General features: G+C 54.3%; 23 protein-coding genes. 13 read left to right on the forward strand and 10 right to left on the reverse strand.

All coding sequences use genetic code 11. From position 1 onward, the window contains the following. The first annotated feature begins 1 nt into the window (after position 1). Genes FFA38_RS00490 through FFA38_RS00510 form a run of 5 tightly spaced genes read left to right on the forward strand, consistent with a single transcriptional unit; the run spans position 2 to position 6,202 of the window. Positions 2–1,669 (forward strand): GGDEF domain-containing protein, encoded by a 1,668-nt coding sequence (locus FFA38_RS00490; protein ID WP_138315076.1) that lies wholly within the window; start codon positions 2–4, stop codon positions 1,667–1,669. Between the two features lie 18 nt (positions 1,670–1,687). Next, complete coding sequence (locus FFA38_RS00495; protein ID WP_138315078.1) at positions 1,688–2,233, forward strand: molybdopterin-dependent oxidoreductase; 546 nt, start codon at positions 1,688–1,690, stop codon at positions 2,231–2,233. Between the two features lie 3 nt (positions 2,234–2,236). Further along, positions 2,237–4,528: a putative bifunctional diguanylate cyclase/phosphodiesterase gene (locus tag FFA38_RS00500; protein ID WP_138315080.1), complete on the forward strand. Its 2,292-nt coding sequence runs from the start codon at positions 2,237–2,239 to the stop codon at positions 4,526–4,528. Between the two features lie 34 nt (positions 4,529–4,562). Then, positions 4,563–4,697 (forward strand): DUF2256 domain-containing protein, encoded by a 135-nt coding sequence (locus tag FFA38_RS07010; RefSeq protein ID WP_138274868.1) that lies wholly within the window; start codon positions 4,563–4,565, stop codon positions 4,695–4,697. Then, a complete protein-coding gene (locus tag FFA38_RS00510; protein ID WP_253786173.1) occupies positions 4,685–6,202 on the forward strand; it encodes a cryptochrome/photolyase family protein in 1,518 nt (505 codons plus the stop codon). The genes FFA38_RS07010 and FFA38_RS00510 overlap by 13 nt, the downstream gene beginning before the upstream one ends. Before the next feature lie 6 nt (positions 6,203–6,208). Here the strand turns inward: FFA38_RS00510 and FFA38_RS00515 are convergent, their stop codons facing one another. Beyond that, entirely contained in the window at positions 6,209–6,469 is a 261-nt protein-coding gene (locus FFA38_RS00515; protein ID WP_138315084.1) for a zinc ribbon domain-containing protein, read from the reverse strand. A gap of 73 nt (positions 6,470–6,542) precedes the next feature. Continuing rightward, positions 6,543–8,150 (reverse strand): hypothetical protein, encoded by a 1,608-nt coding sequence (locus FFA38_RS00520; protein WP_138315086.1) that lies wholly within the window; start codon positions 8,148–8,150, stop codon positions 6,543–6,545. Between the two features lie 250 nt (positions 8,151–8,400). Here FFA38_RS00520 and FFA38_RS00525 point away from each other — a divergent pair, with 250 nt between their 5' ends. Continuing rightward, positions 8,401–9,072 carry a response regulator transcription factor gene (locus tag FFA38_RS00525; RefSeq protein WP_138315088.1) on the forward strand — a complete coding sequence of 224 codons (672 nt, stop codon included), beginning with the start codon at positions 8,401–8,403 and terminating at the stop codon, positions 9,070–9,072. Beyond that, entirely contained in the window at positions 9,041–10,177 is a 1,137-nt protein-coding gene (locus FFA38_RS00530) for a sensor histidine kinase (RefSeq protein ID WP_138315090.1), read from the forward strand. Before FFA38_RS00525 ends, FFA38_RS00530 begins: the two co-directional genes overlap by 32 nt. An 18-nt stretch (positions 10,178–10,195) precedes the next feature. Here FFA38_RS00530 and FFA38_RS00535 read toward each other — a convergent pair whose 3' ends face one another. Both FFA38_RS00535 and FFA38_RS00540 read right to left on the reverse strand, forming a co-directional pair. Continuing rightward, the gene (locus FFA38_RS00535; RefSeq protein ID WP_138274877.1) at positions 10,196–11,305 is read right to left on the reverse strand and encodes an acyltransferase family protein; all 1,110 of its coding nucleotides are present in this window, start codon (positions 11,303–11,305) and stop codon (positions 10,196–10,198) included. 2 nt (positions 11,306–11,307) lie between these two features. After that, positions 11,308–12,777, reverse strand: a complete 1,470-nt coding sequence (locus FFA38_RS00540) for an alpha-amylase family glycosyl hydrolase (RefSeq protein WP_138315092.1) — start codon at positions 12,775–12,777, stop codon at positions 11,308–11,310. Between the two features lie 163 nt (positions 12,778–12,940). Between FFA38_RS00540 and rlmN the strand changes: the two genes are divergently transcribed. Both rlmN and FFA38_RS00550 read left to right on the forward strand, forming a co-directional pair. Continuing rightward, entirely contained in the window at positions 12,941–14,128 is a 1,188-nt protein-coding gene (gene rlmN, locus FFA38_RS00545; RefSeq protein ID WP_138315094.1) for a dual-specificity RNA methyltransferase RlmN, read from the forward strand. A gap of 7 nt (positions 14,129–14,135) precedes the next feature. Continuing rightward, positions 14,136–15,134, forward strand: coding sequence for a glycosyltransferase family 2 protein (locus FFA38_RS00550; protein WP_172955975.1), 999 nt, complete (start codon positions 14,136–14,138; stop codon positions 15,132–15,134). A 33-nt stretch (positions 15,135–15,167) separates the two neighbouring features. On the opposite strand, the gene galU is transcribed toward FFA38_RS00550, so the two are convergent. Genes galU through FFA38_RS00565 form a run of 3 tightly spaced genes read right to left on the reverse strand, consistent with a single transcriptional unit; the run spans position 15,168 to position 19,400 of the window. Further along, complete coding sequence (galU, locus tag FFA38_RS00555; RefSeq protein WP_138274881.1) at positions 15,168–16,052, reverse strand: UTP--glucose-1-phosphate uridylyltransferase GalU; 885 nt, start codon at positions 16,050–16,052, stop codon at positions 15,168–15,170. Beyond that, positions 16,053–18,623: a glycosyltransferase family 8 protein gene (locus FFA38_RS00560; RefSeq protein WP_138315098.1), complete on the reverse strand. Its 2,571-nt coding sequence runs from the start codon at positions 18,621–18,623 to the stop codon at positions 16,053–16,055. It abuts the gene before it with no gap. Positions 18,624–18,662: 39 nt separating this feature from the next. After that, positions 18,663–19,400, reverse strand: coding sequence for a nitroreductase (locus FFA38_RS00565; protein WP_138274883.1), 738 nt, complete (start codon positions 19,398–19,400; stop codon positions 18,663–18,665). A gap of 61 nt (positions 19,401–19,461) precedes the next feature. Between FFA38_RS00565 and FFA38_RS00570 the strand changes: the two genes are divergently transcribed. Further along, on the forward strand, positions 19,462–20,508 hold the full coding sequence (locus tag FFA38_RS00570) for an LLM class flavin-dependent oxidoreductase (RefSeq protein WP_336470568.1): 1,047 nt from the start codon (positions 19,462–19,464) through the stop codon (positions 20,506–20,508). Here the strand turns inward: FFA38_RS00570 and FFA38_RS00575 are convergent. Continuing rightward, positions 20,452–21,093 carry a TetR family transcriptional regulator gene (locus FFA38_RS00575; protein ID WP_172955976.1) on the reverse strand — a complete coding sequence of 214 codons (642 nt, stop codon included), beginning with the start codon at positions 21,091–21,093 and terminating at the stop codon, positions 20,452–20,454. The genes FFA38_RS00570 and FFA38_RS00575 overlap by 57 nt on opposite strands. 113 nt (positions 21,094–21,206) lie before the next feature. On the opposite strand from FFA38_RS00575, the gene FFA38_RS00580 reads away from it, so the two are divergent. The 3 genes from FFA38_RS00580 to FFA38_RS00590 are packed head-to-tail and all read left to right on the forward strand — an operon-like array spanning position 21,207 to position 23,093. Beyond that, on the forward strand, positions 21,207–21,770 hold the full coding sequence (locus FFA38_RS00580) for a biotin transporter BioY (RefSeq protein ID WP_138315100.1): 564 nt from the start codon (positions 21,207–21,209) through the stop codon (positions 21,768–21,770). A gap of 1 nt (position 21,771) precedes the next feature. Then, positions 21,772–22,461: an energy-coupling factor ABC transporter ATP-binding protein gene (locus FFA38_RS00585; RefSeq protein ID WP_138315102.1), complete on the forward strand. Its 690-nt coding sequence runs from the start codon at positions 21,772–21,774 to the stop codon at positions 22,459–22,461. After that, positions 22,461–23,093: an energy-coupling factor transporter transmembrane component T family protein gene (locus tag FFA38_RS00590; RefSeq protein ID WP_138315104.1), complete on the forward strand. Its 633-nt coding sequence runs from the start codon at positions 22,461–22,463 to the stop codon at positions 23,091–23,093. Before FFA38_RS00585 ends, FFA38_RS00590 begins: the two co-directional genes overlap by 1 nt. Here the strand turns inward: FFA38_RS00590 and FFA38_RS00595 are convergent. Both FFA38_RS00595 and FFA38_RS00600 read right to left on the reverse strand, forming a co-directional pair. Then, the gene (locus tag FFA38_RS00595) at positions 23,090–24,040 is read right to left on the reverse strand and encodes an L-lactate dehydrogenase (protein WP_138274887.1); all 951 of its coding nucleotides are present in this window, start codon (positions 24,038–24,040) and stop codon (positions 23,090–23,092) included. The genes FFA38_RS00590 and FFA38_RS00595 overlap by 4 nt on opposite strands. Then, a complete protein-coding gene (locus tag FFA38_RS00600) occupies positions 24,021–25,649 on the reverse strand; it encodes a putative PEP-binding protein (RefSeq protein ID WP_138274888.1) in 1,629 nt (542 codons plus the stop codon). The genes FFA38_RS00595 and FFA38_RS00600 overlap by 20 nt, the downstream gene beginning before the upstream one ends. Between the last annotated feature and the right edge of the window lie 4 nt (positions 25,650–25,653).

A 25,653-nucleotide genomic window follows, 5' to 3' on the forward strand; every position in this document is an offset into this window, starting at 1 on the left:
ATTGGAATTGCAGGACTTGAATGGCAGCGATGCTGCCGTTTCTGGATCACCCGCTCAGGAAAACTTGATGCGGGTTAGCGAAGGTCGGTTTGACGAAAACTTTAACCTGATTGCCAAAGAGATCATGGACGAAGCGCTCATTAATCTCGACTGGTGGGCTGGTCAGGTGTGGTGGTTCTTGCCGAACGGCTTAGAAGCTGGACCATGGCAGCTTCACCCGAGTGCCCCTGCGAGCCTGAATAAACTAAACGACATCCGCGCCTCAGTGCTAAATGAAATCCCGACAGCGCTGTATGGCTCACCAACGATAGTGCCAATCGAGTACGCGGAATGGTTGCCTGACGTCAGGAACCTAAGAGCAATCGGTGTCCGCCAACTCGTCGTCCTCGACATTATTGCCGAAGACCGACCAAGCGCTCGAATGCTATTTATCGTGCCGACCCGTGATTCGTTAGGTCAGGTCGAACAGCAATTTCTCAATGTATCTGCCCTTCTCTTGCCAAAAATGGTCGTGCGAGAGCGGGCGCGAACTGAGCTGCAGTACCGTGCCAGTCACGACCCTCTAACAGGTCTCCTCAATCGACGAGGACTGAATCAACTGCTTGAGTTGGCACCGGCAGTGAAAAAGACTCTTCGTGCTGTCCTCTTTATTGACCTAAACAAGTTCAAAGAGGTAAACGACCTGTATGGCCATGCGGCTGGTGATGAGTTGCTGTCGCATGTTGCAAACGAGTTAGCGGGACAGATTCGACCAACAGATGCCCTAGCGCGCATCGGCGGCGATGAGTTCGTAGTTGTCGCTGCAGAAGTAGCCTCGCCCGAAGCAGCAGAACTTTTCGCCAAGCGCCTTTGGTCGGCAGTTGCCGCGCCATTTACTTTTACTAACGGGTTGACCTGGAACGGCAGCGGAAGCATCGGTGTGGCTATTTGGCAGCCGGGCGATACCTATGCAGAGGCGCTGCGAGAAGCCGATGCACTCATGTATCGAGCTAAAAAAGCGGGTGGCGGCATTGAGATTCAGTCTGGTGCTGCAGCCGAAGATGCCGGGCGTGGGCTAGAAGACATTCTGACTCTCACCCCAGTCACTGATCTTCGTTCTGGTGATGCACACGGATTCATGGTCTCGATCGAGAGTGTTCTGAGCCTGCCTGAAACTGAAAAACTTGGGGCAATGATTGTCGAGGTGCTCGATGCCGAACGCGTCGATAAGTGCAAAGGCGTATGGCTAAAGCTTCCAAAGGGCTTTTGGTTAGATAGCGAGAGAATCGCTGGCTTGCTTGAAGTTATTCGTGTTTTGGCTCCGGCTATCAAAATTGACTTAGTGCTTTCATGCGCAAGCGCCTCATACGAGTCACGCCTAGTTGCTCGCGAACTCATGGACAGATTTGGTGTCGGGCTGGTTCTTGACGCGTTTGGCTCGGGTAACCGTGACCTTGAACTTTTGCAGCTGCTGACTCCGGCGGCGCTGATTGTTGACTCGCTTTCAATGCAACCGGATGACCTTGGTGGAGAAAACCAAACTGACTTCGACTGGGCTGTTCCGCGTTCGGTGATTGCAATTGCCAATGTTTTGGGTGTCGATTCAGTTGCTCCGCTAGGCGCAACGGCATCGCAGTTAAAGAGTTTTGAGAATTTGGGCTGCGACCTTTGGTTCGGCACAGGTAAGTAAATAAATCAGGGGGATGGAATGAAAAAATTAGGTGCGGTGCTTTTGGCACTAGCAATTGGAGCAACACTGAGCGGTTGTTCGAGCAGTGCTGTGGGGGCTGCAAGCACACCAAGTGCGTCGGCCGCGGTTGAAAACCCTTACGGTGGTTTTCCGGTTGACCCACCGGCTGATGACGAAGTGGTGTTGACTGTAACCGGCACCGAGTCAATCGACTACACAATGCCGGAGCTTGAGGCGTTGGCTCAGGTTGAATCAACCATTAACGAACCTTTTGTTGGCCTGCAGCAGACCTTTACCGGTGTTGAACTTGAGACCCTTTTCGAAGCTTCAGGTATTGAACTGACCGATACCGTTTCAACCATCGCGCTCAATGACTACAAGTATGACGACGCAGCCTCGGCCTTTGTTGGCTCGAAGGGCATCCTTGCCCTAACTCGCGATGGCAGCATTATTCCGATGGACCAGGGTGGCCCAATCCGCATTGTGTTTCCTAACGGCCAGGACTATTCAGACTTCTTGGATGCCTGGAACTGGAGCCTACGCACCATCGAGGTGGCTAAGTAGTTCATGAGTGAATCCACCAAGGCCAAACCTAACGCGAAGAAGAATATCTTCCGCGTTAAGGTCGGTCACGTCTTGCTGGGGCTTATTGCCTTTGGCTCTTTGGTGGGTCTCATGCTCTACTCGCTTACCGCTCTAAGTGCGCACGAACTAGACAAGCGGGCCCTGCTGAATCAAGAGGGTGATGCCTCGGCAATGACCTTTGTGCAGCGCGAGTCATTTAACGTGCTGCTAGATTTTCACGAGTGGACCATGGGCGAAATGTCAGCCCGCGAGGTGCAGATTAGCAGGGCGATGCTGGGGCAGAGACTTTCGGTGGTCACAGAGTCGGGTCAAGCAACTTTTGACTTGACTGAAGAAAGCTACCGAGATGCTTTGGTCGAACTTGACCAGATCATCATGCAGATTGCGGATGTTCCAGATGCTGAACGTGTGGAGTTTGAGCAGGGAATTGAAGGCAAAATCGATGACTTTGCCAGCGAAACCCGTTATTTGAGCCAGACCTTTGAGGCTTTGACCGAGGCCCAGACTGAGGCCACAGTGGCTGAGCGAGTGCAGGCCGAGGTTATTCAGGCCGTGCTGCTGGCAATCGGTATGCTTGCCGGTGGTGCGCTAGGCGCCTGGGTGACCGTTGATATTGTTCGCGGTTTCCGCACTGTGCAGCGCAAGATTCAGCAGCAGCGCGAAAACCTGGAGTGGACTCGCAACCGCCTTTTGCTGGTGCAAAAAGTTGACGAAAAGTGCCGCGAGCTGATCCGCAGCATTCACATCGGCAAGCCAACTGAGGTTTTGCTGGCCGAGCTCAAGGAATACCTCTTCTCGTTGGCTACCGACTTGTGGCTAGATGTTGAAATCGACAACGGTGAGATCACTAAGTTTGAGTTGATCAAGGACCCAGCGTCAGACATCAGTGATGAAGACCGCGAGTTTATGCACCACCGAATGAACGAGGTTTTGCAGGCTGCGTTGTCTCGCGATGTTCAGGATCAGGTGCTGACCTTTGAGCGCGAGTACGACAATCTCACTGGGTTGCCAAACCGCAACCTCTTTACCGCGACTATTGAGAACAAGGTGCGTGAGTGCGCCAATTCACAGGTGGTTGCCATCATGCTGATCGACATCGATAGATTCCGCGATGTCAACGGCTCACTTGGCTACGAAGCCGGAGACGTTTTGCTTCGTGAAGTAGCTGATCACATTGGTCGTTTCAAGTCAGGCAATGAGCATGCTGCCCGACTATCGGGCGACGAGTTTGGTTTTGCGGGTGTTTTTGAATCTCGCGAGGCGGCCGCAGCAAGAGCAGCTGAACTTATTGAAGACCTAAAATTCTCAACCACCTTGGCCGGCCTCGATTCAGTGGTTACCAGCAGCGTTGGTGTTGCAATTTCTGAACCGGGATCAGCTGATGCAACTGAACTTGCCCGCTGTGCCTCACTGGCAATCTATCTAGCCAAAGCTGAGGGCGAGCGCTCGGGCTTCACCATCTTCTCGCCAACCGAGCACGAGGCAATGCTCACTACCTGGCAAGAAGAAATCGCGGTTAGAAATGCCCTGCGATCTGTTGAGTTTGTCATGCACTTCCAGCCGATTGTCTCGCTCGAGACTCACAAGCCGGTTGGTGTTGAGGCACTAATCCGTTGGGAGCGCCCGGGTCACGGACTAGTACCGCCAGACCAATTCTTGCCCATTGTGAACCGTGCCGGTCTGACTGCAGAACTCGGCAGTGAGGTTCTGCGTGAATCTCTAGCCACTTGGTCTCGAACCATTTCGAGGGTGTTCACGAAGCTGGATTTGCCGACTCCATACGTATCGATCAACGTTGAGGTTGCCCAGCTCGAGGACCCGAGTTTTGTGCAGTTTGTTCTGACCCAAGCGGCCAATGCACACGTGCCCACCACCGCCATTGTGCTTGAGGTAACCGAGCACACTCTGGCCGCCGGAGACGTGGTTTTGGGCCAGCTGCAGCGCCTTCGCGAGGCTGGAGTGCGTATTGCTCTTGACGACTTTGGTACCGGCTATTCAAACCTTGGGCAGGCGCAAAAGATGCCTCTCGATATTCTTAAGATCGACAAATCTTTCCTTGAGGCAGTAGACACCGATGACCGCAGTCACCGCATGGTTTCAGACGTAACCAACATGGCCAAGGGGCAAAACCTAAAGGTTACCGCTGAGGGCATCGAGAGCCAATTGGTCGCTGAGTTGCTAGCGGGCATGACCGTTGATTACGGCCAGGGTTACCACTTCAGTAAGGCTTTGCCTGAGGCTGACCTAGAGCGCTGGTTAGACAACTTTTCGTAGCCAAGCGCCAAGGCATCGCGGTTATTCTTGACGCATGCCGGTAGCCAAAACAAAGAATGGGTTTGAACCCAAAATCTGCGAACGCTGTGGTCTGCCTTTTGAATGGCGCAAAAAATGGGCTCGCGACTGGGCCAACGTAAAGTACTGCTCACAGAAGTGCAAGGGCTAGAAGCATTGGCTAATTTGGCTGCAGCTGGCAAACCAACCCGCCTGCTCTACATCGCCCACGACCACCTGAATTTTGATCACGGTGTTCTAAAAACGGCAGACCCAAACACTGATGCCCTGGTGCTCGTCGAAAGCCAGCGCATGATCACTGGGCGCCCTTGGCACAAAGAGCGCCTCTTCTTCTTACTGTCATCAGCACGACACTTTGTGGCTGAGGCCGAGGCCCGCGGATTCACTGTTCGCTACATCCAAGCACCAACCACCATCGATGGCCTCAAGGCCACCCGCGCTGAATTTGGTGACCTACCGATCCAATGTGCCGAGCCATCATCGTTTCGTCAGTATCAGCACCTCAAAGATTTTGGTGTTGAGTTTGTTGAAAACGACCTATTTCTAACCACTCGCAGGTTGTTTGATCTGTGGGCGCAGAAGCAAAAATCATTTGTGATGGAGAACTTCTATCGAGCCCAGCGCGTGCGCCTTGGCATCTTGGTTAACAACGGTGAACCAGAGGGTGGGCGTTGGAATTACGATGCCGAGAACCGCTTGCCGCCACCAAAGAATTACACCTGGCCGGCGTACCTTACCCACGAGCGTGACGACATCGATGCCGCAGTTGCTGCACAGCTGGGCCACGAGCCTACCGATGCTTGGGCCACCACCCGAGTGGGTGCACAAAGACAACTAGCCAACTTCATCGAGCACCACCTGGCCGGTTTTGGTCCTTATGAAGACGCAGTCGCGGCTGACAACTGGGCTCTGCACCACTCGCTGCTCAGCCCGTATCTCAACAACGGTTTGCTTCACGCCAGCGAGGTTGTTGCCGCCGTGGTTGATGCCTCTCGAGCCGGCAGAGCCCCGATTGAATCGGTCGAGGCTTTTGTTCGACAGGTCATCGGTTGGCGCGAATACATCAATGGAATGTATTGGTTTTTGGGCGAGGATTACCGAAACCTCAACCGGCTCAATGCTGATCGCAAACTCTTGCCGCTGTTCAACGATTCTTCTAAAACTCAGATGAACTGCGTGCGCTCAGTGGTCGCCGATGTTGAGGCGCGCGCCTGGACCCATCACATTCCGCGCCTGATGATTCTGAGTAATTTGGCATTAGTTACCGGCACAAACCCGCAGCAATTTTTGGACTGGATGCGCGAGCAGTTTATCGATGCTGCTGAATGGGTAATGGTGCCAAACATCATCGGTATGGCGACTCATGCTGATGGTGGTTTGCTAATGACCAAGCCTTACGCTGCTGGTGGCGCTTATCTCAGCCGCATGACTCAGCACTGCAAGTCGTGTGTCTACGACCCTAAAAAGCGGGTTGGCACCGATGCCTGCCCGTTCACCACTTTGTACTGGGATTTCCTTGAGCGGCACAAAGATACGTTCGTAAAGAACCATCGAATGAGCCAGCAGGTGTTTGGGCTTAAGCGCCTAAGCGATTTGCCTGAGCTGCAAGAGCGCGCCCAAGAGGTGCTTGCCGGGCTCGACGCCGGCACAATCTAGCTGGGCTCAGGCCTTCCAGCGTTCAAGAGTCGGAATCTGTTTTTTGGCCAGAAAGCGCATCATCCGGCCGCTGCCATTTTCAATTAGCGCCTGGTCAACAATCGCCTGCATTTCAGTAACCGTGCAGTTTGGTTGTAAAAACTTTCCGTCGGCGTAGCAGAGTGAACACCACTTATCGCTGCGGCTTCCATCGGCTTCAGTGCCTCGGCAGTCGCCAGCCTTTTTAGTCTGCAGCGGCATGCCGCAGCTTTGGCATTGTTTGCTCATGATTGCCCCCTTTGTGCCAAGCATAAACAAAAGAAGAGGGTGACCGAAGCCACCCTCTCCTGTTTAGTTGAGACTACTGAAAGTCAACCGCGGTCCAGTCGGCAACAGTCATTAGGTACAACTGTCCACCTTCAACCAGCTTCAAGAGCTCTGCTTGAGTGGTTGCATCGGTGATGTCTGGGCGTGCAGTTGCTGTCGGCACGTGAACCTGTGCGTCTAGCAGGTAGTAGCTGTTGGTGTCGGCCGCATTCTTCTTGAACATTCTGGTCACGTCGATGATGCCTGAAGACTCTTCGTCCTCGGTCATCTTCGCGGTTGCCAAGGTTGCGTCTGGTGAGAAGTAAACATCCTTGAAGCGGGCAACAACGGCCATCTTGGTGGTTGCAATGTTGTACGCAATCACACGTGAGATCTGAGCGTTGTTACCTGGATCCTCCTGGATCAAGATGTTGCCTGAGCGGTCGACGGTGATGTTGTCTGGCATGTTTAGGTAAGGCGCCTCGGTGCCGTCTAGAACTAGGGTCAAGGTTGCTCCAAGGAGAGGGTTCTTGACGTCAACGAAAGACAACTTCCAAAGTGCTCCACCGTCACGCTTGATAACGCTTGGGTCAGTTGGGTTCAATGAGGTTGCGCCCGCATCCTTTGCCGAGCTCTTCTGAACAAAGTAGTAGTCGTTCTTGTTCATTGGGTCAAAAGAGCCGTCTTCGATAGCTGAGAAGCCGAAGCCACCGTTTAGAGTGTCAACGTTCTGGGCAGCGCCACCCTGGTTCCAGTCAACTTCGCTGAAGTTAACGGCGGTTGCCTTGCCCTTGCCAATGATTGAACGGTAGGCGGTGTCAGTCTTGATTCCACCGATGTTAAGAACGTAGTTCTTACCGTTGTTTAGGCCGGCACGGTCATACCAAGCGCCCTTTGAAGTCTTGGTTCCTACGTATAGGCGTAGCTCAGACTTGTTGTCGGCACCGTCTTCAGTGCCGATAACTGCAGTCTTCAAAGATCCGGTCGGAACCGCGTTGAAGGTCTCCCATGAGCCAAGGCCAAGGCGTGGAAGCTGAACTAGTTCGCCCTGAGAGTTCAGGCCAAATCCGCGGCCTTCGTCGCCCACTTCTTCACCGGTCAGGTAGATTCCACCGGTGTAACCAACGGTCTTCTTGCCAACCTTTACAGCAAAGGTTCCAGCAGTCTCGAATGAAGACGAGCAGAAGCGGCTAAGTGCATTGGTGTGGTAGCTGCCGTATGAGTCTGAAAGAACAGAACCGCTCTTTGGTGCCGAGGCCTTGGTTGAGAACTTTGAAGTCTTGTAGTTGTAGAAAGACACCCGCTTGATTGCCTCTTTGGCGGTGATTACCTTACCGGTTAGAGGGTCAATGGTGAATTCAGTGATGGTGGTTCCGGTGGTCTTGCCGTTGGCGCGGGTAATGGTGCCTGCAATGCCAGAGGCCGAAATTTCGTGGTTCATCAGAACCTTAACGTTGGAACCCTGCTTGTATGCGCCCAGACCATCTGGAATGCCAGGAAGGTAGTAGTTTCCGAACTTGTCACCAGCGGTGGCAAGGGTGGTCAGGGTGGTTCCAGCAGCTACGGCTTCCATGTAGACCGGAGTCTCGGCAGCATAGGCTGCAACAGAGCCGGTAACAACTAGGGCGGCCGCAGCGGTGGTAGCTGCAATGCGCTTAATCAATGTTTTCTCCTTAGTAACTGCAAATCCTGCAGTACTTAGGAGTTCACCTTCACAAAGCAAACATTTGGTTCAGCATCGGCAAAGTCTCAGCAAACTGCCGTAACCGATTTTGTAAACGCCAAGCGAATTTTCGACAGCCCTTGCCGCCGAATTTTCGCCCATACATTTGTATGAGCATGTAGGGCTAACCGTAGACTCAACTTAATCTTTTGGTTCCATTTACGGCAACCCAGATTGAGAGGCGGTGGTCATGAGAGCACTCAGAGTTCTGTTCGTTGAGAACGACGCCGCGCTGCTCGGTCTGCTTGCCGTTTCTCTCCGCGCTCACCCGGCCATCGATTCAGTCATCACCGCGTCATCATCGAGTGAAGCATTTGCCGAGAACATCAGCATGGTAGACGTAGCCCTGCTTGATGTTGGTCTCGGCAGCCACTCGCTCTCGGGCATTGAGCTTGGCCTAGAGTTGCGTGCCCGAAACTCAAACATCGGCATCGTCCTTTACTCGCAACTAATCTCAGCGTCCTTCACCGACTCACTTCCGCAAGATTCGGGGTACGGCTGGTCAATGATCCAAAAATCAGCGGACCTATCAATTGACTACTTGGTCAACGTGCTCAACTCAACCGCCAAAGGCCTAAACATTATTGACCCAAAGGTGAGGCTCAACGCTGCTGCAGTTGCCACCACCGGCGGCCTCAGCGCCCTGACTGCAAAGCAGCGGCAAATCATGGCGCTCGCGGCATCTGGTTTAGATGCAGTTGAAATTGCCAACCAACTCGGATTCGCACCGGTCACAATTCGTCAAGATTTATCCAAGGTTTATAAGGTGCTGGTGCCCAACCCAAAGCCGGGCACAGATCTTCGAACCACCGCCGTGCTAAATTACCTGCGTGAGAGCAGAAGCACTGAATTCAATGTCTAGCCGAGTGCAGGCATTATTTAGGGCGCTTGGGCCGTGGCCGATTAGAGACAAAGAAATCGCATTTATCCTGAGCCTGTTTGTCTTGCTTTCGGGCTCGGTTGTCGAGATGAACGTTGGCGACGAAGCCACGCGCCTCACGGCTTTTCAGGCGTTGCAAAAGATGGCATTGCCTTCGGTAATTACCGCCGTCGTGGTTTTCTTGACTCTCCGTCTGGGGCGCACATTACTTGCCAGGTTCACCGGCTACCAGCGCCTGATTTACTTCTCAACAGCAGTACTTCTCGGCTCCCTCATTGTGCCAATGCGTTGGATTCTGATCGACGTGTTTGATGTCCGCCTCAACAGTGATTTAGCCGACGGCTTTCCGCTCTTCTGGGTCACAGGGCTTATGTACTTGGCAATCAATGCATCGATGGGCAGGTCCACAGCAAAGTTGGCTGCTGAGGTAGAGCGCACTCAAACTCTGCTCCACGAACTTGAGGGTCAGCGCACCAAGATTGTTGACGCCCAAGAGCAGGTTCGTAAAGAGATTGCCACCTATCTGCACGATGGCCTCCAGTCGCAGTTGGTTGTTCTGGGTTTGCAAATGCGCAACTCAATCAAAAATCTACCTGCCGACCAAGCAGCAATCGCCAACTCGTTTATCGAAGAAATTGAGCACATTCGCCGGGTTGATGTGCGCAAAGCTAGTCAGCAACTGTCGCCTGATCTGCAGCAAATCTCGGTGGCCACTGCCATCCGTGATATTGCCGACCGCTACTCACCAGAGGTCAAGGTTGCCATCGGTATTGACTCAGCGGTCCAATCGCCGGCCTTGCCAGAGCGCACCAAACTAGCGCTCTATCGAATTGCCGAGCAGGTTATTCTCAACGCCGCCGCGCACGGTCAGGCCCGCAACGTTTGGCTTTCAATTGCCTCGCAGGGTGACTGCTTTGATTTTCAGATTGCCAACGATGGTCACCTACTGATTTACCCGCAGCAACCAGGCGGTGGCGCGGCAATCATCAGCAGTTGGGTTGATTACCTCGATGGCTCGTGGTCATTAACTCAAGAGGCCGGCCAGCACGTGCTGTTTCAGGCCAAGCTCAAGTTCAAGACTGTTTAGCGGCAGTGCAAGATTGGCTTAGCGAATAGCCTTCACTATCTTGCGACCTAGGGCCTGCAGCGGGCGCTCGAAGATCCAGTTGGCTCCGGCCGCAAGCATGATCGAGATGAACGAGACCATAACAATCTTGGTGATCAGATAAACAGTCCACTGCTCATCACCAGGGAATGGTGAGCCCTTGGCTACTGGCACAAACTTGTCGTAGTTGAGAGACACCACAACGTGGAATGCGTAAATACCAAAAGACATCTTGCCCAAGAAGGTCAAGAACCTTCCCCAAAGTCCACTGGCACTTGGGTTGAACTGAGATGCCTGAAGCACCACCAGGGCAAATACCGGGCCGGCAAAGTAAGTGGTCCAGTAGACCATGTCGTCCTGGAAGAATCGGTGTGATTCAAACAGCAACCAGCCTGCAGCTAGTGAAATAACAAACATCCACCAGTTTCTAATCTTCGACAAAACTGCAAAGTGCTTACGAACCAGCAGACCCAAACCAAAGCCAAGCATGGCGCGGCCCAGGGCCTCCCACTCGCGAATCGGGCCCGAGCCAAAGGTGCTCGAGTTCCCAATCCAGTCTTGGTCATTATTTAGGCCGTGCCAAAGCATGACGTAGCCGGCGATGATTCCGAGCCAGATACCAAAGCCCTTGAGCGCGGTGAGTGGGGTGAAAATCAGGTTGGCAAACCACTCGGCTGAGAGTGACCATAGTGACCAGTTCATGGCAATGGCTGCTGATACCCAGATATGCATGAGCAGCAGTGACTGCACAAATAGTTCAGAGGTGAAGTTGGGGTCCGGGAAGGTCGGTGCCGGCTTCAGAATGGTCTCGGCCTGAATCAAATAGGTGTGGGCTGCCCAGGTGAATAGCAGTACTGCCAAAAGCATTGGCCAGAATCTGAAGACGCGTTTTACAACGAAGCGCAGCGCATCTTTTGGAAAGCTGCGGATTTTCTGCGGCATTGACGGAAACAGCACAAAGCCCGACAGTACAAAGAAGAAGTCAACTAGCAGGTACCAGGAGTCTAGGTACGGGTAGATCGACAATACGACTACGTGGAATGACAGCACGCCAAGGGCGGCAAAACCGCGCATGCCATCAAGGAGCGTAAAGCGGTTCTGCTCGGCCATGATTACTCTGCGTTTCCTAGTGCTTCAACTGAGTCATAGCTGCGGGTGCCTGAGGCATCCTTGACTTCAATCACAAACTCTGGCGCATCTACTGAGGTGTTGAACTCAAGTGAGATTGAGTTATCTCCGTTCACCCAACCCATGCGCAAGCTGCTGTCGCCGGTTACTGTCCAAGAGAACTCGCCATCAAAGACAGGCAGGTTGCGTAGGCGAGCCAAAGCGATGATTGCCTTGGTTACCGGCTGCTCTAGGGCAACCGCAATTTCTTCAGGGGTGTAGTTGTGGCGGTTCACGTCACGGCCCTGCTCGGTCTTGTTGAATAGCTCAACGTCATCCATGCCGTTGAAAAGACCTACGTAGTAAACCTGAGGCTCACCTGGCAAGAAGAACTGGACCGCACGCATGATTGTGTAGGCGGTGTCATTAGCCACGATGTTTGGCAAGGTGGCGTTGATCTGGTGAGGCAGGGTGAACCACTGCGGCACAACCGATGCAATTGCCGAGTGACCGTTGGTGTTTTCTTCGGCCTTCTTGAAGATGAACGCCATTTCATCCTGGGTAATCAAACCTGGGCGGCCGTTGATTGGCCCACCATCGATAACTCCGTAGCCGTCGTGGGTGTCGAGCACGTTGAGGCAGTTGTTTGGGCGAATCTTGAACCAGTTGTCTAGGCGGTCAACCGTGCCGGTAAAGAATGAGTGCAATAGCAGGGGAGCGGTCTGGAAGTCATAGATCAGGTCAACCAGCGGAGCAATGTCTAGCTGCTGGGTGTAGTGAGCGTGAACCTCAACCAAAACGCGCATGCCGTATGACTGAATCAGTTCGGTGATCTCTTCAACAAACTCGAGGGTCTCTGGGGTCATGAATGAGTCGGTGCCCGGGGTCTTGACTGCGTATCCGACTGCGTCAAGGCGAACAACCTTTACGCCACCCGACTGAAGCGCCTCAAGAACACTCTTTAGGTAGTTCTGGCCCTTCTCGTGCTTGATGTCGATGTCAACCTGTGACGGCATGAAGGTGGTCCACACTAGGCGGCGCTTGCCAGCAACCTCGTATGCGGTGAACGGCATACCCGGGCGTGGGCGGTAGAAAGAGGTGATTCCCTCTTCGGTGCCACCGTTAGGGAACACGGTGTCGAAGGTCAAGAACAGGCCGGCGTACTCAGAGGCATCGCCCTTTTCTTGCCAGTCGATAAATTCTGGAGACAGCGCTGAAGCGTGGTTAACGATTAGGTCAGCGGTTAGCTCGTGGGTTTCTGAGATGCGCTTGAAATCAGCCCAGTTTCCAAGACGTGGGTCAACAATCTTGTGGTCGATCGGGTCAAAACCGGCGTCGTCGCCGTCGTATGGGTGAAAGAACGGCAGTACGTGAATGCCGCTGAAGTCCTTTAGTGGACCCTTTAGTAGTTTCTCAATCTCCCCAAGATTGCCGCCAACGCGTTCTGCATAAACCAGGATGCTGGCACCAGTCATTTTGTTTCTCCTCGTGTTTTCGACCCAAATCAGTAAGCGATTACATATCGGTCCCAGACAATGATATAGCCCCTCTAGGCCAAAAAACAGGCTGAAGGTAAACTGTTATAGAGCCCGCAAATCTTTTGCCAGGGCTGCGTCTTTCAAATCTTTAGGAGCCCAAATGTCTGAACTACGGCAGGTGCGCCCGAAGACCGAGGGTTGGAAGCAGCAAAAAGACGCTGAGGGCAAGCCACTACTGATGTTTGCTGAGCCAAAGCGCGGCAAACCTCCGGTTCACTTGGTCGACATGACCGCTGAAGAACGCGCTGCCAAAATGAAGGAACTTGGCATGCCGGCCTTCCGTGCCAAGCAAATTGCCGCCCACTACTTCACCAAATACACCAGCGATCCAGCTGAGATGACTGACCTCCCGGCTGCCGGTCGCGAAGAGTTGGTGGCCGGAATGTTGCCTCCTCTGCTTACAGAAGTAAAGCGCTTACAGACCGATAACGGTGACACCATCAAGTTCTTGTGGCGCCTATTTGACGGCGCTTTGGTCGAGTCAGTTTTGATGCGCTACACCGGCCGAATCACCCTCTGTATTTCATCGCAGGCCGGTTGTGGCATGAACTGCCCGTTCTGCGCCACCGGTCAGGCTGGTCTGACCCGCAACATGTCGGCTGCCGAAATCGTCGAGCAGGTAGTGCGCGCCAACCAGGCAATCGCTGCCGGTGAGCTTGGTGGCAGCAAGGCCAAGCTGGCCGATGCCCCTTCGCGCGTGACCAACATCGTATTCATGGGTATGGGCGAGCCACTGGCCAACTACTCACGCGTGATGACTGCCGTGCGAACCATGGTTGCCCCGCAGCCCGAGGGCTTGGGCATGTCTGCTCGCGGTGTGACCGTATCAACCGTTGGTCTGGTTCCGGCCATTAAGAAGCTGGCCGAAGAGAACATCCCGGTGACATTTGCCCTGTCACTGCACGCACCTGATGACGAGCTGCGCGATGAGTTGATTCCGGTCAACTCAAAGTGGAAGGTCGATGAGGCTCTCGATGCAGCCCGCGCCTACTTTGATGCCACCGGCCGCCGAGTCTCGATTGAGTACGCGCTGATCAAAGATATGAACGACCACGCCTGGCGTGCCGATCTGTTGGCCGAAAAGCTCAACGCCCGCGGCAAGGGCTGGGTGCACGTAAACCCAATTCCGCTAAACCCAACCCCGGGTTCAATCTGGACTGCCTCGACCCGCGATGTAACCGATGAGTTTGTGCGCCGCCTCGAAAAAGCCGGTGTGCCAACCACCCTGCGCGACACCCGTGGCAAAGAGATCGACGGCGCATGCGGCCAGCTTGCTGCGGCTGACTAAGGCCCGCATGAAACCCCTGCTTCGCGCCGGCTACAACCTGCTTTCGCACCCGTTTGCCGCCAAGGTCTCTGATGCTCTGCTCATGGCCAAGTACCACCGTATTTCTAGGCCGCAAAGCACCGATGCCAGCACCCCAAAAATCAGCACCCCAAAGATCACCGTGGTCGTGCCGGTCTACAACGTTGAGCGCTACTTGGCCCTGTGCCTGCAGAGCCTGGTTGCCCAAAACTACCCAAACCTTGGAGTCATCGCGGTAAATGACGGATCAACCGACGGCTCACTAAAGGTTGCGCAGAGCTTTGCTGGCCAGCTAAATCTGACCATCGTTGATCAAGCCAATGCCGGCCTTGGTGCCGCCCGCAATGCTGGTGTGCGTGCCATTACCGACACCGATTACCTGATGTTTTTAGATAGCGATGACGCTCTGACACCAAATGCCCTGCAAGACCTCGCGGCCCAGGCCATCAAGACCGGCAGTGATTTTGTGGTTGGCGACGTCACCCGAATCAAGGGCCTTACCCGCATCAAGCGCGTTGATACCCGCCAGGTTTTTGCCAAGGGCACTCTTAGCCGCACCACCTTGGCCCAGCACCCGGCGGCCATCCAAGATGTCACAGCCTGGAACCGCCTGTTCAAGTTCAGCTTCTGGCAGCACCATGAGTTTGAGTTTCCGACTGGGGTTTTCTTCGAAGACATGACCCTGATGACCCGCGCCTACCTAGTCAGCAATTCTTTCGACATCCTGGCCAAGCCGATCTATTTGTGGCGGGTGCGTACCGAGGGCGCCAAGTCAATCACGCAGCAGACCAACGACACCCAAAAACTGGCCGATCGCCTGCTGTCTTTGCGCCAGATCAAGGCGTTGCTTGAGAGCGGTTTGGCCAGCGGCCGCACCAATCAAACCAACATCGATGCCTTCAAGGCGCGCGTGCAAAAACACGACATCAAGTTGTATGAAAATTCTGTGCCCGGCTCGGCCGAACAGTTTGCCGACATCCTCAGTTAGTCAGGCAGAAGAGCCGGCACAAAGCCCAGCGCCTTATTTATCAGCGATGAACTGCTTCATCCAGGTCAGAAGATCTGCACCTAGACCTTCACGCTTGGTGGCCAGCTGAATGGTGGCCTTCAGGTACTCAAGCTTGTCGCCGGCGTCGTAGCGCTCACCCGAGAACAGCACGCCAACCACGCCACCAGAGGTCTCTGGGTTGCGGGCAGCAATTGCCAAGGCGTCAGTCAGCTGAATCTCGCCACCGGCACCAGGCTCAAGGGTTTCAATGATGTCTAGGATTTCTGGGCGCAAAATGTAGCGGCCAATTACCGCAAAGTTTGAAGGCGCAACTTCAGCCTTCGGCTTTTCAACAAAGTCAGATACATTCACAATGTCGCCGGTCTGGCCAGCTGGCTTAACAGAGCCGTACTTGTGAATCTCGGTCATCGGTACTTCGATGAGGGCCACAACGCTGGACTGAGTCTCAACAAAGACTTCGATCATGCGCTCGAGCAGGTGGCTAGTTTCTTCGATTACGTCGTCACCCAGCAACACGGCAAAAGGCTCGCCGCCTGTGAATGATCGGGCTGCCAAAACAGCGTGGCCAAGACCCTTGGCTCCACCCTGGCGAACATAGTGGATGTTGCCAAGGTGGGTTGGGTTCTGAACTAGGGCAAGCTTTTCGTCGTCACCCTTTTCTTCTAGTCGAGACTCGAGGGCCTCGGCTGAGTCAAAGTGGTTCTCGAGCGCATACTTATCGCGCCCGGTTACAAACAGGATGTCTCGGAGGCCGTATCGCACGGCCTCCTCGACAACATACTGAATGACTGGCTTATCAACCAAAGGCAGCATCTCTTTAGGCATGGCCTTAGTGGCCGGCAAGAAACGTGTTCCTAGCCCGGCTACCGGGATAACTGCTTTGGTTGGAGCCTTCATTTATTTTCCGATCTTCAAACCAAGTTCTTTGGCGTAGCTCTGGAACTCATCCTTGTACAGAGCAAAGCCCTGCTTCCAAGGCTTGCCCGGGCCAGCCCAGTGAACAATCTGCGGGTTCTTTGAGTAGTCCTGAGTTGGAACATAGTTCCAGTCATCGTTCAGGGCAACCGCGCGGCCGCGTGACCAGAAGTTCATAACATCCTGGTCGTTTAGGCGTAGCTCTTCTACTAGGTAGAGGTTGCTCTCAACAAAGTTCTCAGCACGCATCTTCTTTAGGTTCATAACCAAGATGCCCGCGTTGTAGGTATCAGCAGTTAGGTCGCCGGTAGCGTGTGCACGGCGGCGTAGCGCCCATGCCTGCTTAGCTGGCAACTGCAAGCTGATGCGGGTGATGACGTCGATCAAGCTTGACCAACCATCCAGGCGGCTCTTCTTACCGGCAAAGGCGTAGTCGCCCAGCGCGGTGTCGTAAAGCTCGCCAACATCTCCGCGAACCAAGATGTCTACGTCTAGGTAAAGCACCTTGTCTAGCTCGGTCAAAACCTGTGGCAAGAACAAGCGGTCAAATGTTGAAACAGTGATGTGCTTCATCAAGTTGACCTTGCTGCCATAGCTGATGTCAGAGAAGTCGTGGAAGTAGAAGTTCACCGTCGGGAACAAGCTAGCTACCTTGGCAAAGTAGTCGTCAGAAAGACCGCGAGTCAGAATGTGGGCGTTTACTTCACGCTTGGTGTTCTTCATCATCGATGCAATCACAACGATTAGCTCGTTCTGCAGGTTCTGGTCACACGCAAACGCAACGTCAACAGCCTTCTTGCCGCGCTTGTTGTCGTTTAGCTTCACAACGTGTGAGTTGAACTTCTTGTAAACCTCAGGAAGGTCAATTGCTGACTCGCCCAAAGGCTCAAGGTTGGTTGCGTACTGCTCAGCAAACTCAACGTCTGGCTGAACTAGCTCGCGCCAGATCTTCATAACTTCTTCGTATGACTTGCCCTCAAGAATGTGGCCAACAATAACCTCAAGCTTGTGCTCGATGCCGTGGCGAATCTTGTTGAAGTCAGCCTCGTTTAGGTCTAGTAGACCCTCGAAGCGAACATCTGAGCGCTTGCCAGGAACAAACTCAACTGGGAGACCCATTGAGCGTGCTGGTAGGTAGCAGTGCAGGCGCTTGGTGATGACCTTGCCGTAGTCGGCGTACTTGGCCAACATGCCACGTGCGTCTTCGATGCCCTCAACTAGTGAGAAGCGGCGTACGTAGTCACCGATCTGGATGTAGAACCACTTCCACATGAACATGTAGCGGAACTTCATCCACTTACGACCAGCCTCAACAACTGCAAGCTTTGGAATCTTGCCGCCGAAGCGTGCCTTTGGCAGAACCTGACCAACGGTGGTGGTTACACAGCCAGAGAAGAATGCAGGTACACCCCAGTCGCGCAAGCGGTAAACGGTGGTCCAGTCGCGGCAACCGATTGGGCCAAACTTCTTTAGCTCAGCGGCAACCTTGGCGTTCAATACGTCTGCGTCCTGAATGTGGAACGAGATCATGATTGGGTTGACGTTCTTTGGGTACGGGAAGTCAACTTCACCCTTATAAGGGCGGTGCATGAACCAACCGTTAGAGATCAACCAGGTGTTCTCTGGGTATTCGCGGCCCGATGAGTAGTCGCGGTGCAGCTCAACTGGCTGAACCTTGACCGGGGCCTTACCCTCAATGCGGCGGTGCTTCTGAACGTGTGACTTTAGCTTGGTTAGGTAGCCAGCTAGGTCGCTGCCGCCTACGTACTCAACGTTCTGAAAACGCAGTAGGTGTGAGATTGCAGCAAGGGTCTGAACGTAGTCACCACGGTTAGATGATGAACGCCAGTAGTCGAGCATGTTGTAGTCCATTACCGCAAAGTTCACGGTGTTCTTGAGGGCCTTAACCTGCTTGCCGTCGTCAGCCAGCATCTTGACCCACCAGTCAAGCTCAATAACCTCAAGCTCGCTTAGCTTCTTGCGGTTGCTTGGGGTGTCAAGGTTGGCAACCCACTTGCGCACGTCTTTGGTGTGCTGGTTCTTGATGGCAACACGGATTAGCTGTGCGTAGTCGCTTGGGTTCAAGGTGGTGCCGTTTAGCAGCGAGTCAACCTCGGCAAGGGCCTTCTTAGGCTCTTCCTTTACATAAACGTCAAAGTACTCAAAGGTTGCTACGCGCTTGGCTAGGTCAACGCCTGCTTCACGGAAGAAACCGAGTGCTGACTCTGACAAACCGTCGAGGGCCAAGAAGGTACCGAACGCCAGTGCACCGAGGGTGCGAGTTGACTCGGTTTCGTAGATGCGCTGTAGCGCACCGCGGGCAGCAACGCGGTTGCCCTTTGGGTAAGTTGAACGAACGTGAGCAACCAGAATCTCGTCTAGTGGCTTACCTTTTTCAAGCTTCTTGATTAGCTGGGCGTTGATGTCATCTGGGCCCATGAGGAGCAACTTTTCGCTCAACTCATTTAGTTTCAGGGTGTAGCGGCGAACCTTGCCGCGCTTTAGTGCGTACTTGCTGGCACGCAGTAAAAAGTCTTTCAAAAGTGACCTCATTTTTTTCGGTTATTCAAGGGTCAAGCATACCGTGAAGGGCTATTTATAGGGCTTTGCCTTGATCTCGGACACGTCTAGTCGGTGGGCCTTAAAATCGTTGATTGCCGCGTCAGATGGGTATCCAATTGCCACCCCGCACAGCAGGCGATACTTCTTTGGCACCTCAAACTCACTGCGCACCACGTCATCCCAGATAGCAACGGCACCTTGGGCGCAAGTGCCCAGCCCGCGCGAGTGCGCACTGAGCATCAGGTTTTGCATAAATAGGCCGGCATCCGAGGCCGAAAAAATGTCCAGGCTACTGTGAACGAAGATAAAAAGTTCGGTCGGGGCGCCAAAGAATTCGTAGTTTTTAGCCCACATCGCATCGCGGCCAACTTTGTCACCGCGTTCTACACCGATGGCCGAGTAGAGCTCTTTGCCAACCCGCGCGGCACGCCCCTTGAGCTCGGCTGGGTATGGTTTGGCAATCATCCGGTTGCTGGTTGGCAAGCCGTAGCGGGTCAGTGCCAACTTCAACTTCGGCATCAGGCCACCGACTCGGGCAGCTGACAAAGCAGCCCAGCGCTTCAAAAATTCGGCACTGATTCGGTCGCGCTTCTCGCCACTGGCAACGGCAACTAAAAATGGGCGAGTGTTTGACCAGCTGGGGGAGGTGAGGGCATCGGTAATCAATTCATCGATCACGCTCTCGGGCACGGGCGTCGGCAAAAAATCGCGTGTGGTTCGGCGAGATGCCGCAAAGGCTGAGAACTGCTCCGAGGTAATTTTGGCCATAGTCAAAACCTACGGCATTCGGTGGGAACAAATTCTTGTCAAGTGGTGGTTTACTTATCTCGTGAGTATTTCAAAAGACATCAAATTTGGCCTGGACACCTTTGGCGATATGACCAACGACCTTGCCGGTAACCCACAGTCAGCCGGTGTCGTGCTGCGCAATGTGGTCGAGCAGGCCAAGCTTGCTGACTCGCTGGGCATCGATGCATTCAATGTGGGTGAACACCACCGCGATGACTTTGCGGTCTCAGCCCCAGACACCATGCTTGCCGGCATCGCGACCGTAACTAAAAACATCACCCTCGGCACTGGTGTTACCGTGCTGTCGAGTGAAGACCCAGTGCGGGTTTATCAGCGCTTTGCCACGATTGATGCGCTATCAAATGGCCGCGTCGAGATCACTGCTGGCCGCGGTTCGTTCACCGAGTCATTCCCGCTGTTTGGCTATAACCTCAGTGACTACAACGTTCTGTTCGAAGAAAAACTTGAGCTTCTGGTGCAGCTGTGGGGAGAGCAGGCCATCACCTGGTCGGGCACCACCCGCAGTTCACTGCACAACCAAGAGATCTACCCAAAGACTGATCGCGGCCGCATGGGCATCCGGGTTGGTGTTGGTGGTAGCCCAGAGTCTGTGATGCGTGCTGCCCGCCTTGGTCTGCCGCTTGCGCTGGCCATCATCGGTGGCGACCCTGCCCGGTTTGCGCCTTTTGCCAACCTTTACCGTCAGCAGCTCAATGAACTTGGCAAAGAGCAGTTACCCATCTCAATTCACTCACCGGGTCATATTGCCGAAGATGACGAACAGGCGGCCAACGAACTTTGGCCTGCTTACCTGGCTGGTTTTGGTCGCATTGGCCAAGAACGCGGATGGGCTCCGCCGACTCCGCAGCACTTTATGAGTGAGGTTATTCACGGGTCTGTCTATGCAGGTTCACCTGAGACTGTTGCCAAGAAGATTGTTCACGCTATTACCTCAGTAGGCGCTCAGCGTTTTGACCTCAAGTACGCTAACGGCCCAATGCCGCATGAGCGTCTGATGAAGTCAATTGAGCTATACGGTACCGAGGTTATTCCTCGTGTGCGCAAGCTGCTCGAGGCCTTCGAGTAACAGCGCAATTCCAAGCTCAAACGCCTGGTTGCTCGGCAGTCCAAGGGCTGCGTGCTCTGGGGTCACGGCAGCGGTTCCGCTAACCACGCCCAGGCTGTCGGCCTGAATGCGCTGCTGTTCGTGCCAAACCTGGCCCAAAATCAGGTGCAAAATTGCGGCCGCTGCTGTCTCGGCAGTCGCGGCATCAAACCCGCCGCCAGTTAGTGCCTTGGTTAATCGTGCCTGCGCCTGATTGGCACCCAGACCCAAGGCCAGGGTGCTGCTCACAACTTCGGCACCGTCTCTAAAAGCAAGTAGCGCATTGCGCAGTGACTCAGCCTCTGCGCGGGTCGCGGCTTTCCAATCCAAACCCACACCGATTCCCTGTGCGCGATCGATGATTTCGTCGGCGATGCAGGCCAGCAGGGTTTGTTTATTGGCAAAGTGCCAGTAGAGCGCACTCGGTTGAACCTCAAGGGTCGCGGCCAATCGGCGCATAGTTAGGTCTGGCAGGCCCAGTTCATCAAGAATCTTCATGGCAGCAGCCAGTACGTCAGCCCTTGTGTGGCGCAAAGTCTTGCCGTTAGATTCAGTGAAGTTGCTCATTTGATAATCAGCATACTATGCTCTTGAACAGTGTTCAGGTGAACAGCGTTCTAGAGATGCGGTTCACCGCCCCCCCCCCGTTGAACGCCGAAGCAAAATAAGGAGCTCCACCCATGTCAAACCGCAAGCCAATCGAAGTTCGCGACCTTTCAAAGATTGCTGTTTTTGCTGCGATTATTGCAGTTTTGGGTCTGCCGGGCACCATTCCGCTATTCGGTGGCGCAGTGCCAATTTCTGCTCAGACCCTGGGCGTCATGCTGGCCGGTGCCGTACTTGGCCCTTGGCGCGGTGCGCTTGCCGTGGTGGTTTTTGAGCTTCTAGTTGCAGCAGGTCTGCCCCTTCTTGCCGGTGGCCGCGGTGGCTTGGGTGTCTTTGTTGGCCCGACCGTCGGATTCCTAATCGGCTGGATCGTCGGCGCGATTGTGATCGGCCTTATCGTTCGTGCTCACCTAGGTAAGCCAAACGTGGTTCGCACTGTCATCGGCTTCATCCTCGGCGGAATCGTGGCCATCTATACTTTCGGTGTTCCGTTCATGGCACTAATTCTCGGCATTTCATTCACCGAAGCTTTGCTAGGGGCATCAGTATTCTTGATTGGTGACGGTATCAAGGTCGTAATTGCAACAGTTGTAACCCTCGCGCTTTACCGCGCCTACCCTAAGGCTTTCGCAAAGTAGCATGCCAACCACCACTGCAATCAGCTTCGACAACGTGACCGTCCGGTTCGGCGGCCGCTCGGTTTTGCGCAACCTGAACATCAAGTTGGACCAGCGCAGAATTGGTGTCATTGGGCTGAATGCATCTGGCAAATCAACTTTTGTGCGTTTGTTGAATGGCCTAGTGGCTGCAACAGACGGCCGAGTTTTGGTTCACGAGATTGACCCGGGCAAAAACCCGATGGCTGCTCGCCGAGAGGTTGGCTTTATTTTTAGCAACCCTGACATGCAGATCATCATGCCTACCGTTCAAGAAGACGTTGCGTTTTCTCTTCGCGGTTCGGGCCTCGAAAATGCTGAGATTGATGCCAAGGTTCGCGCGGCACTAATCAAGTTTGGGCTTTTGAATGTTGCCGAAGAACCGGCCCACTCGCTCAGCGGTGGTCAAAAGCAGCTGTTGGCAATCTGTGCAATTTGGGTAGCCAACCCGGGGCTGATTGTTGCCGACGAACCTACTGCGTTGCTTGATGCAGCCAACACCAAGCAAATTGCCAACCTCTTGCTTGATGAGCTTGATCAGCAGTTGGTTTTGGTCACCCACGATATGAATCTGGCTGCACGCTGCGATGTCGTTCTGCACTTTGAAGACGGCCGACTCGAACAAATGGGTGAACCTGCTGCGGTTATCGAGCGCTACCTGGCGAGTGTTTAGTGTTCAGTCTCTTCAGGCCAGGCAACAGCATCCTGCACCGCATCAACGGCGGGCCAAAGATCGTTGCCCTGGCAGTCATCGTTCTGCTGATCTCAATTTTTGGTCGCAACTATCTGGCGCTCTCAATTGCGGCAGTGGCCATGGTCGCAGGTTTCCTACTGGCTGGGTTCGGTTTCAAGAGTTTCTTGCGAGACCTCTGGCAAACCCGTTGGCTGGCACTTTTGATGGTTGTGCCTCAGCTCATCTTTTTGACTCTCGAGCAAACCGTGGTCAACTCCGGCCGCGTTCTGATCAGCGTGATGTTTGCCACCCTGCTGTCGCTAACCACCAAGACTTCAGACATGATGATCGCCATCGAGTGTGTGCTTGGCCCGTTTCGCAGGTTTGGTGTTGCGCCAGAGGTTGTTGCTCTCCTGCTCTCCATCACCATCACCACAATTCCGGTGCTGGCTGGTTTTGTAAATCAGGTTCGCCTAGCTCAGGTGGCCAGAGGTGCCAGACCAAGGCTTAGCCGCACTGCGGTGCCGGTGTTGGTGTTAGCGCTCAAGCACGCTGATGAAATGGCCGATGCCATGGCTGCCCGAGGGGTAACCACAGACCGCGCCCCAGCCAAGCCGAAGCAAAAAGCCTAGAGCTTTAGCTGCGCGAGTGAGTTTGCAATTGCGCTCGCCGAAGCCTCAAACAATAACTGCTCCGATGCATCCATCGGCACATCAATCGCTCTGACCGCACCGTTTCGGTTCACCAGCGTTGGCACAGACATTGCAATGCCGTCTACACCTCGATAGTTGCTGAGCACTGAGCTCACCGGCAAAATCGCGTTCTCGTCACGCACGATTGCCTCAACAATCCGTGCACCTGAAAGCCCAATCGCAAAGTTGGTTGCGCCCTTGCCCTCAATAACTTTGTAGGCGGCGGTCTTCACCGATGCAGCAAGCTCGTCAAGATCGGTGCGGGTTAGCGCAGAGCCGGTGTCCGTTATCCATTTGCTTAGCGGAACTGGGCCAATGTGCGCCTGGCTCCAGAGTGCAAACTCAGAGTCACCGTGCTCGCCAACAATCAGCGCGTGAATGCTGTCGGTGCTGACCCCAAGTTTTGCTCCGAGCAACCAGCGCAAACGTGATGAGTCCAAAACTGTGCCCGATGAGAACACGCGGTTAGAAGGTAGCCCGGTCAGCTTTAGCGCTGCGGTTGCCAACACATCACACGGATTTGTCACCAGCAAAAAGATGGCCTCTGGCGAGTGTTCGAGCAGCTTGGGAATCATCGATTCAAGAATCGAGAAGTTGACCCCGGCAAGTTCAAGGCGTGTTTGCCCTGGGTTTTGCTTGGCACCAGCGGTGATCACAATCACATCTGAATTAGCGGTCAGGGCAATGTCGGTGCCGCCGGTGATCGAAGATGCGCCGGTGAACTGAGTGCCGTGGGCCAGGTCAAGAACCTCGGCGGTTACCTTGGCTTCATTGATGTCGTAGAGTACAACCTCGCGCGCAGACTCACGAATGAGCATGGCGTAGGCCATTGAGGCGCCGACCGAGCCGGCACCGACAACCGAGACCTTAGAGCTTCGCGAGAGCATTCAGTGCCGCAGCCTTTGCATCTTCTGCAGAGGTTGCCGCCAAAACCTTGTTGGCAATCTCTTTGCAGTCGGCTAGGTCTAGTGAAGACAACGCGTTGCGAACCACGGTCACCTGTGACTTAGAAACACTCACCGATGAAATGCCAAGACCGGCAAGCACCACCGCAAAGGCTGGGTCAGATGCGCTCTCGCCACAAACACCAACTGAGATTCCGGCCTTCTTGCCGCCATCAGCAATGCGGGCCAGGGTACGAATCAATCCAGGTTGCCAGTGGTTTAGCAAAGCGCCCAAAGATGGGTTCATGCGGTCAGCGGCAAATAGGTACTGAGATAGGTCGTTGGTGCCGATGCTGACAAAGTCAACTACGCCCTCAAGCTGGTCAACCATTGCTGCAATAGACGGTGTCTCAACCATCACGCCAACCTTGTAACCACCGATGCCGCGTGCTAGCTCGGCAAACTGCTTGGCCTCTTGCACGGTTGCAATCATCGGGGCCATAACCCAAACCTCGCGGCCGGTGGCCAAGCGTGCAGCCTCAAGGCTGGTCAGCTGGTCTTCGATGAACTGGCGGTGGTCCTGAATCAAACGGAATCCGCGAACACCAAGTGACGGGTTCTCTTCGTGAGGCATGTGCAAGAACGGCACGGGCTTGTCTGAACCAGCATCTATGGTGCGAACCACGATTGGGCCAGCTGGGGCCGCAGCAAGAATCTCGCTGTAGCTAGCCACCTGCTGATCAATGGTCGGTGCAGTAGCAGCCGATAGGTAAAGCAACTCGGTGCGGAACAAGCCAACACCCTCAGCCAAAGTTTCGGCCGATGCACCCTGGGCGTCTGCCAAGGTACCGATGTTTGCGCGAACCGGAATCACTGGGTCTTCGTTCAAGGCCACAAACTCGATCGCCTTGGTTGCCAAAGACTCGTCTCCGCCGGTAACTACGCGGTCGCCAACTGGGTCAACCAAAACGGTGTCACCGTTAGCTAGGTCGGCGGCTGCGCCACAAGAGACCACAGCCGGAATGCTGCGTGAACGGCAGATGATTGCGGTGTGGCTGGTTGGTCCACCCTTGAGGGTGATCACGCCAACTACAGCCTTAGTGAACTGAGCGGTGTCGGCTGGGCTAAAGTCCTCGCCAACCAAAACAATGCGTCCGGTCTCTGGCAGGGTTAGTGCCATTTCGATTCCGGCTAGGTCTGCCTGCACACGCTTTGAAAGGTCCTGTAGGTCCTTTACGCGCTCGTCAAAATCAGGGTCGCCGCCAAGTAGCTCGGCAAAGGTATCAACCGCTTGGCCATAGCCAGCGCCGGCAGTCCAGCCTTCATCGATGTTTGATTCAGCTAGCTCAAAAAGCTCTTCATCTTCAAGCAAAAACTTAAGTGCTTCGAAGATCTCGGCAGTGGTTCCGCCGGCGCGCTCGCCGAGGGTGTCGAGGGTGTTGGCCACGTTTGCAATTGCTTGCTTTAGTGCGGCCTTCTCGTCTGCTGCAGACTGCGATGACTTGCTCCACGCAGGTAGCGGGGCCTGAGGCTTAACAACAAGTACCTCGCCGACAGACGAGTTTAGGCCGACACCTAGGCCAGACAGAATGGTGCCCTGAGCTAGAGACAAGGTA

Origin of the sequence: Rhodoluna limnophila, assembly GCF_005845365.1 — a bacterium.
GTDB classification, from domain to species: Bacteria; Actinomycetota; Actinomycetes; order Actinomycetales; family Microbacteriaceae; genus Rhodoluna; species Rhodoluna limnophila.